The 7,207-nt window shown below is 65.3% G+C and carries 6 protein-coding genes and 1 pseudogene; all 7 read left to right on the forward strand.

The window, feature by feature from the left end; genetic code table 11:
* The coding region (gene trbE / locus HMPREF2581_RS30615) for a conjugal transfer protein TrbE (protein ID WP_070867409.1) at positions 1–2,288 on the forward strand (2,288 nt) is incomplete at its 5' end.
* Complete coding sequence (trbJ, locus tag HMPREF2581_RS30620; RefSeq protein WP_004350802.1) at positions 2,285–3,028, forward strand: P-type conjugative transfer protein TrbJ; 744 nt, start codon at positions 2,285–2,287, stop codon at positions 3,026–3,028. The genes trbE and trbJ, both read left to right, overlap by 4 nt.
* Positions 3,029–3,040: 12 nt before the next feature.
* The gene (locus HMPREF2581_RS30625; protein ID WP_004350800.1) at positions 3,041–3,343 is read left to right on the forward strand and encodes a hypothetical protein; all 303 of its coding nucleotides are present in this window, start codon (positions 3,041–3,043) and stop codon (positions 3,341–3,343) included.
* Positions 3,340–4,734 (forward strand): P-type conjugative transfer protein TrbL, encoded by a 1,395-nt coding sequence (gene trbL, locus HMPREF2581_RS30630; RefSeq protein ID WP_070867411.1) that lies wholly within the window; start codon positions 3,340–3,342, stop codon positions 4,732–4,734. Before HMPREF2581_RS30625 ends, trbL begins: the two co-directional genes overlap by 4 nt.
* Before the next feature lie 17 nt (positions 4,735–4,751).
* A complete protein-coding gene (gene trbF / locus HMPREF2581_RS30635; RefSeq protein ID WP_022960598.1) occupies positions 4,752–5,456 on the forward strand; it encodes a conjugal transfer protein TrbF in 705 nt (234 codons plus the stop codon).
* On the forward strand, positions 5,453–6,445 hold the full coding sequence (gene trbG / locus HMPREF2581_RS30640) for a P-type conjugative transfer protein TrbG (RefSeq protein WP_009398076.1): 993 nt from the start codon (positions 5,453–5,455) through the stop codon (positions 6,443–6,445). The genes trbF and trbG overlap by 4 nt, the downstream gene beginning before the upstream one ends.
* Positions 6,446–6,447: 2 nt before the next feature.
* A pseudogene (locus HMPREF2581_RS30645) lies at positions 6,448–7,207 on the forward strand (TrbI/VirB10 family protein); the annotation flags it as partial.

Raw genomic sequence — 7,207 nt, forward strand, 5'->3', positions numbered from 1 at the left:
AGCTGATCGCCACGTCGGCACGCTTGAACAACGCACTGCGCCGCCTGGGGTCGGGCTGGGCCTTGTTCATCGAAGCCGAGCGCTGCGCAGCGGCGGGCTATCCACGTTCCGATTTCCCCGAGCCGTTGTCCTGGCTGGTGGAGGAAGAACGCCGTGCAGCCTTCGAGGAATCCGGCCACCACTACGAGAGCGCCTATCACCTGACGCTGGCCTACCTGCCACCAGAAGAATCCCGCGCCCGTGCCGCCAAGATGCTCTATGAGAATGCGCCGGGCGATGGCGTGGACTGGCAGGGTCGGCTGGAAGCCTTCGTGGCGGAAACGGATCGCGTGTTCGACCTGCTCGACGGCGTGATGCCGGAGATTGCCTGGCTCGATGACAGCCAGACACTGACTTACCTGCACGCCACGGTGTCCACGCGGCGCTACCGCGTCGGCGTACCCGAGGTGCCATTCCACATCGACGCATTGCTGGCCGACTCCGCGCTGGTCGGTGGTCTGGCACCCATGCTGGGCGATCAGCACCTGCGCGTGGTGTCGGTGCGAGGCTTTCCGACCTCGACTTGGCCGGGGATTTTGGACGACCTCAACCGCTTGGGCTTCGGCTATCGTTGGGCAACCCGGTTCCTTTGCCTCGACAAAGCCGAAGCGGAAAAAGAGCTTGGACGCCTGCGTCGCCAGTGGTTCGCCAAGCGCAAGAATGTCGTCGCGCTGTTGCGTGAAACGATCTTCCAGCAGGAAAGCCCGCTGGTCGATACCGACGCCAACAACAAGGCCGCCGATGCAGACGCCGCCTTGCAAGAACTGGGCAGCGATCAGGTGGCCTTCGGCTACCTGACGGCTACCGTGACAGTGCTCGACACCGACCCTGCCGTGGCCGACGAGAAGCTGCGCATGGTAGAGCGCGTCATTCAGGGGCGCGGCTTCGTCACCATCCCCGAAACCTTGAACGCGGTGGATGCCTGGCTGTCGTCCATTCCCGGTAACGCCTACGCGAATGTGCGCCAGCCCATCGTCTCGACGCTGAACCTGACGCACATGATGCCGCTGTCCGCCGTGTGGGCCGGGCCGGAGAAGAACGCGCATCTGGATGGCCCGCCGCTGATCGTCACCCGCACCGATGGCGCGACGCCGTTCCGGCTGGTGACGCACATCGGCGATGTGGGCCACACGCTGGTCGCCGGGCCAACCGGCATGGGCAAGTCGGTGCTGCTCGCCACGCTGGCAATGCAGTTTCGCCGCTATCCCGGCTCGCGCATCTTCGCCTTCGACATGGGCCGCTCGATGCGCGCCACCATCCTCGGGCTGGGCGGCGAGCATTACGACCTCGGCAATGACGGGGCGATTGCTTTTCAGCCATTGGCCCGCATCGACCAGGAGGGCTACCGCACCTGGGCCGCCGAATGGGTGGAAGGCCGCCTGTTGCATGAAGGTGTCGTCATTGGCCCGGACGAGAAGGCTGCGATCTGGTCGGCACTAGGCAGCTTGGCCGGTGCGCCAGCGGAGCAACGCACGCTGACGGGCCTGTCGGTACTGCTGCAATCGAACGCACTGCGCCAGGCGCTTGCGCCCTATGTGCTGGGCGGTGCCCACGGCAAGCTGCTGGATGCCGATGCCGACCGCCTGGGTTCCGGCGGCGTGCAGTGCTTCGAGATGGAAGAACTGATGCACAGCAAGGCGGCGGTGCTGGCCGTGCTGGGCTACCTGTTCGCCCGCTTCGATGAACGCTTCGACGGCGCGCCCACGCTGCTGATCCTCGATGAAGCCTGGCTGTTCCTCGATGACCCTGTGTTCGCCGCCCGCATTCGCCAGTGGCTCAAGACGCTGCGCAAGAAGAATGTCAGCGTCATGTTCGCCACGCAGTCGCTGGCCGACATCAAGGATTCGAGCATTGCACCGGCGGTGATTGAAAGCTGCGCCAGTCGGATCTTTCTCCCTAATCCGCAGGCCACCGAGCCGCAGATTCGCACGATCTACGAAGGCTTTGGGCTGAACTCTCGCCAGATCGAGATCGTGGCGACCGCGCAGCCCAAGCGGGACTACTACTACCAATCGCGTCTGGGCAATCGCCTGTTCGACCTCGACCTGGGGCCAACCACGCTGGCCTTCGCCGGGGCATCCACCCCACAAGACCAACGCGACATGGATCGCATGCTGCTGGACGCAGGCACACCTGGCTTTGCCGGTGCCTGGCTACGTCATCGCGGCCTCGATTGGGCGGCCGACCTGTTGCCGTCCGCACCGGCGGCCACTTCCTTTCTTTCCCAACCACAGGAGAACTTGCCATGAAGACCAAGCCCCGTCTGCTGTCTGTCTCGCTTGCCGCCGTGCTGTCGGTGTCGCTGCTAATCGTTCAGCCCGCATCCGCGCTGACGGTGTTCGACCCGTCCAACTTCGTGCAGAACACGCTGACCGCCGTGCGCACGTTGGAGCAGATCAACAACCAGATCAACCAACTCCAGAACGAAGCACAGATGCTGATGAACCAGGCGCGCAATCTGGCGAATCTGGACTTCAACATCGTCAATCGCCTGCGCTCGACGCTCGCCACGACCGAACGCCTGATCGCCGAGGCACGCGGCCTGGCCTACGACGTGCAGAGCATGGATGCGACCTTCGCCCGGCTGTACCCGGAGCAGTACGCCGCGACTGTCAGCGGCGACCAGATGGTGCGCGACGCGCAGGAGCGCTGGAAGAACACCTTGAATGGCCTGCATACCGCGATGCGGATGCAGGCGCAGGTGTCGCAGAACCTGGCAAAAGACGAAAGCGCACTGTCCGATCTGGTCAGCCAAAGTCAGTCCGCCACCGGCGCGCTGCAAGCCATGCAGGCGACCAACCAGCTTCTGGCCTTGCAGGCCAAGCAGTCCATCCAGGCGCAGCAACTCCAGATCACGCAGGAACGCGCCGCCGCGCTGGAACTGGCACGCCAAGCAGCGGCTGTCGAGCGTGGCCGTGAAGTGACGCGCCGCTTCCTGGGTGATGGCACGCCGTACACGCCGCAGCGCGTGGATTTCTACGGCAACTGACGGGAGACGGCCATGCGATGCGTTTCCTTGCTGCTTCCCGTGCTGCTGGTCGCTTGCAGCCAGCAGCCGACCGAAGACCTGGTCGCTGATCCCGTGCGGCTCAAGGCTTTGCGTGTGCAGTGTGCCGCCGACAGGACGGCCGCAGGCGAAGACGCCTGCCTGCCCGCGGCCGACGCTTTCCGGCGGCGCTTCGTCGCCGGTGAAACCGGGCCTGACGAGTTCCGCACGTTGGCCGATCTGCCGCCGATCCCGCCGAGCTTCGACTCGCCCATCAGTGACCAGGGCGCCATGCCCTTCGAGGGGGACGTGCCATGAATGACGTGACCGTGATCGACCGATTTCTCGCTACCTTCTCGCGCTACATCGACTCGGGCTTTGGGCTGCTGCAGGGCGAAGTCGCGTTCCTCAGCGCCACGCTGATCGTCATCGACATGACGATTGCCGGGCTGTACTGGGCGATGAGCCACGCCACCGATCAGGGCGATGATGTGATCGCCAAACTGCTGCGCAAGGTGCTTTACGTCGGTGCCTTCGCCTACATCATCAACAACTTCAACTGGCTGGCCAGCATTGTCTTCCGCTCGTTCGCGGGCCTCGGCCTGACGGCCAGCGGCTCGACGATGAGCATGGGCGAATTCCTGCAACCGGGACGCTTGGCCAAGACCGGCATCGACGCGGCGGCCCCCATTCTTGAGCAGATCAGCGACATGGCGGGCTTCCCCGAAGTGTTCGTGAACATGACGCCCATCGTGGTCATGTTCCTGGCCTGGGCGGTGGTGATCCTGTGTTTCTTCGTGCTGGCGATCCAGCTTTTCATCACGCTGATCGAGTTCAAACTGACCACGCTCGCGGGCTTCGTGCTGGTGCCGTTCGCGCTGTGGAACAAGACCAGCTTCCTCGCCGAGAAGGTGCTGGGCAACGTGGTGTCCTCGGGCATCAAGGTGCTGGTGCTGGCCGTCATCGTCGGCATCGGCTCGGGCCTGTTTGCCGAGTTCCAGGTGCATCCGGCCGAGCCGTCCATCGACCATGCAGTGGTCATCATGCTGGCCTCGCTCACGCTGCTGGCGTTGGGGATCTTCGGGCCGGGCATTGCCACCGGGCTGGTATCCGGTGCACCGCAGCTTGGCGCAGGCGCGATGGCCGGTGCTGCGATTGGTGCCGCAGGCGCGGCGGTTGCCGTAGGTGCCGCCGCCACCGGCGTGGGCGGTGCCGTGATGGCCGGAGCGCGCATGGCACCGGCTGCCGCCAAGCTCGCCGGGGCTGGCGCGCGGGCCGCGACTTCGGCGGCTGGCAGCGCGAAGTCGGCTTTCCAGGCCGGTTCTGCCGCTGCGGGCGGCGGAGCCAAAGGCGCGATGGCTGGACTGGGCAGTGTCGCCAAGGGCGGCGCACAGGCCGCTGGCCAGCGCGCCGGTGCAGGCATCAAAGCGGCGGCAGCCAAGGCGGCCGCGCCATTCAAAGCAGGCTGGCAAGGCTCCGGCACCGATGGTGGCTCAGGCGGTGGCGCTGCCAGTTCCGGGCAGGCCACCGCAGGCGATGCCGCTGGCGACACGGCCAACGCGCAGAAGCAGGAAAAACCGGGCTGGGCCAAGCGCCTGCAACGCCGCCAACGACTCACCCAGGCCACCACCACGGCCGCGCACACGCTGCGCGGTGGCGACGGCGGCGGTTCGGGCCAAGGCCCGAGTCTGCGAGATTCCGATAGCTGACTTTCAAGGAGAACGCCATGCGATTCAAACGACCGCAGGTGCGCTATGCCGATACGCCGCAGCCTGCCACCCCGTATCAAGCCGCTGCCCAGGTGTGGGACGAGCGCATCGGCTCGGCCCGCGTGCAGGCCAAGAACTGGCGATTGATGGCCTTCGGCTGCCTGGTGCTCGCGCTGCTGATGGCCGGTGGCCTGGTGTGGCGCTCGGCCCAATCCATCGTCACGCCCTATGTCATCGAAGTCGATCAGTCCGGCCAGGTGCGCACCGTGGGCGAAGCGGCCACGCCGTACCGGCCCACCGATGCGCAGACGGCACACCATATCGCGCGGTTCGTGACGCTGGTGCGCTCACTGTCCATCGACCCCATCGTCGTGCGCCAGAACTGGCTCGATGCCTACGACTACACCACCGACCGAGGCGCGGCGGTGCTTAACGACTATGCGCGGGTGAATGACCCGTTCGCCCGCATCGGCAAAGAGTCGGTAACGGTACAGATCACCAGCGTGGTTCGCGCCAGCGATGCGTCGTTCAACGTGCGCTGGATGGAACGCCGCTACGTCAATGGCGCGGCGGCCGGGCTGGAGCGATGGACGGCGGTGGTGTCCATCGTGCAGCAGACCCCGCGCACCGAAGAACGCCTGCGCCGCAACCCGCTGGGCATCTACGTCAATGGCCTGTCGTGGAGCCGTGAACTGGATTCGTCTGAAGGAGTGAAGCCATGAATGTGCCTTTCCGTTTTTACGCTTTGCCGCTTGTCGTGCTGGCCTTGGCCGGCTGCGCCACGCAGGGCAAACCCCCGCCAGTGATTTCCTTGGATGAGCCGGTACAGGCGGAGCCTTTGCCGGAAATGCCTGTGCCGATCGAGGTGGTCACTATTGCAGAGCCACTGCCATTGCCTGAGCAGTTGAAGCCAGTGCCGGAGGAAAAGGATGCGAAGCCTGCGCCTGAACCGGCTGATGAGACGGTACGTGTCTCGAAAGCCAATGCCGAGGCACGGGTGGCTCCGACGCGCGAAGGCTATGTCAATGCGATCCAGGTCTGGCCGTATAGCGATGGCGCGCTGTACCAGGTCTATGCGTCAGTAGGTCGCGTGACGGTGATCGCGCTCCAGCCTGGCGAGGAACTGGTGACGGTCGCTGCGGGCGATACCGTGCGCTGGATCGTCGGTGACACCTCCAGCGGCAGCGGGGCCGATCTGCGCGTCAATGTGCTGGTCAAGCCTATCCGTTCCAGCTTGAAGACCAATCTGGTCATTACCACCAGCCGCAGGACGTACCTGCTGGAACTGACTTCGACCGACAAGGCATGGATGGCGTCGGTGTCCTGGGACTACCCGAAAGACCGAATGCTGGCCTTGCGGCGCCAAGCCCAAGCCGCCAACGCTGCCGCGCCGGTCGATGCAGGCTTGTCGCTGGATAACATCCGCTTTCGCTATGCAATCAGCGGCAGCAATCCATCGTGGAAACCGCTGCGCGCTTTTGATGATGGCGAGAAGGTCTATATCCAGTTCCCGGCAGGCATCGCCCAGGGCGAGCTGCCGCCGCTGTTCGTCATCGGCGCACAGGGCGACGGGCAACTGGTGAACTATCGCTTCCGCTCGCCGTACTACATCGTGGATCGCCTGTTCGGTGCAGCAGAACTGCGCCTGGGGGCCGACAAGGGCGATATGGTGCGCATCGAGCGCGCGGATGGCATCGTCGGGAGGAACTGAGCATGAGCCAGGACGACACTCCCGACCTTGCCACGCCGCAGGCGGACAAGATGGCACCCGAGGCGGTGGCGCTGCGCGCCCAACCGCGCCCGGTCACGCGTCTGAACCGACGCACGCTGGCCATCCTCGCTGGCGGCCTGTCGGTTGGCGTGATGGGCGCGCTGATCTGGTCACTGCAACCGCAGCAACGCGGCGCGGGCGAATCCACCGAACTGTACAACGTGGATCGTGTATCGCGCTCGGAAGGCCTCGACCAACTTCCTGCCGACTATTCCAAGTTGCCAGCGCTGCCGCCCGACGTGCCGGAGCTGGGGCCACCGCTACCGGGTGATCTGGGGCCGGCCATCGTCAATTCGCAGCAGCCGGTCGCCGCCACCTATGCCGCGCCCGGCTACGACCCCAACGATGCGCTGCACAAGGAAGCAGAAGCGGCGGCAGCTTCAACGGTGTTCTTCCGCACCGGCTCCCCGCAGGCCGCGCCCGTGGCGCAGTCGCAAGTCGCTGCCGCGCCGGGCTTCGCCGCCAATGCCGCTTTCGATCCACTGGCCGCTGGCCCGGCCTCGACGGCGGCCCAGCCTGCTGATCCGACTGCCGTGCAGAACCGGCAAGACCAGAAAGAGGCGTTCCTGACAGGCGGTTCTACGGAAACCCGTAACTCCGGCAACCTGCAAATGCCCACCTCGCCGTATCAGGTGATGGCCGGAACGGTCATTGCCGGGGCACTGGTCACGGGCATCAAGTCCGACTTGCCGGGCGACGTGA

This window comes from Pseudomonas sp. HMSC057H01 (genome assembly GCF_001836405.1).
Lineage (GTDB): Bacteria > Pseudomonadota > Gammaproteobacteria > Pseudomonadales > Pseudomonadaceae > Pseudomonas > Pseudomonas aeruginosa.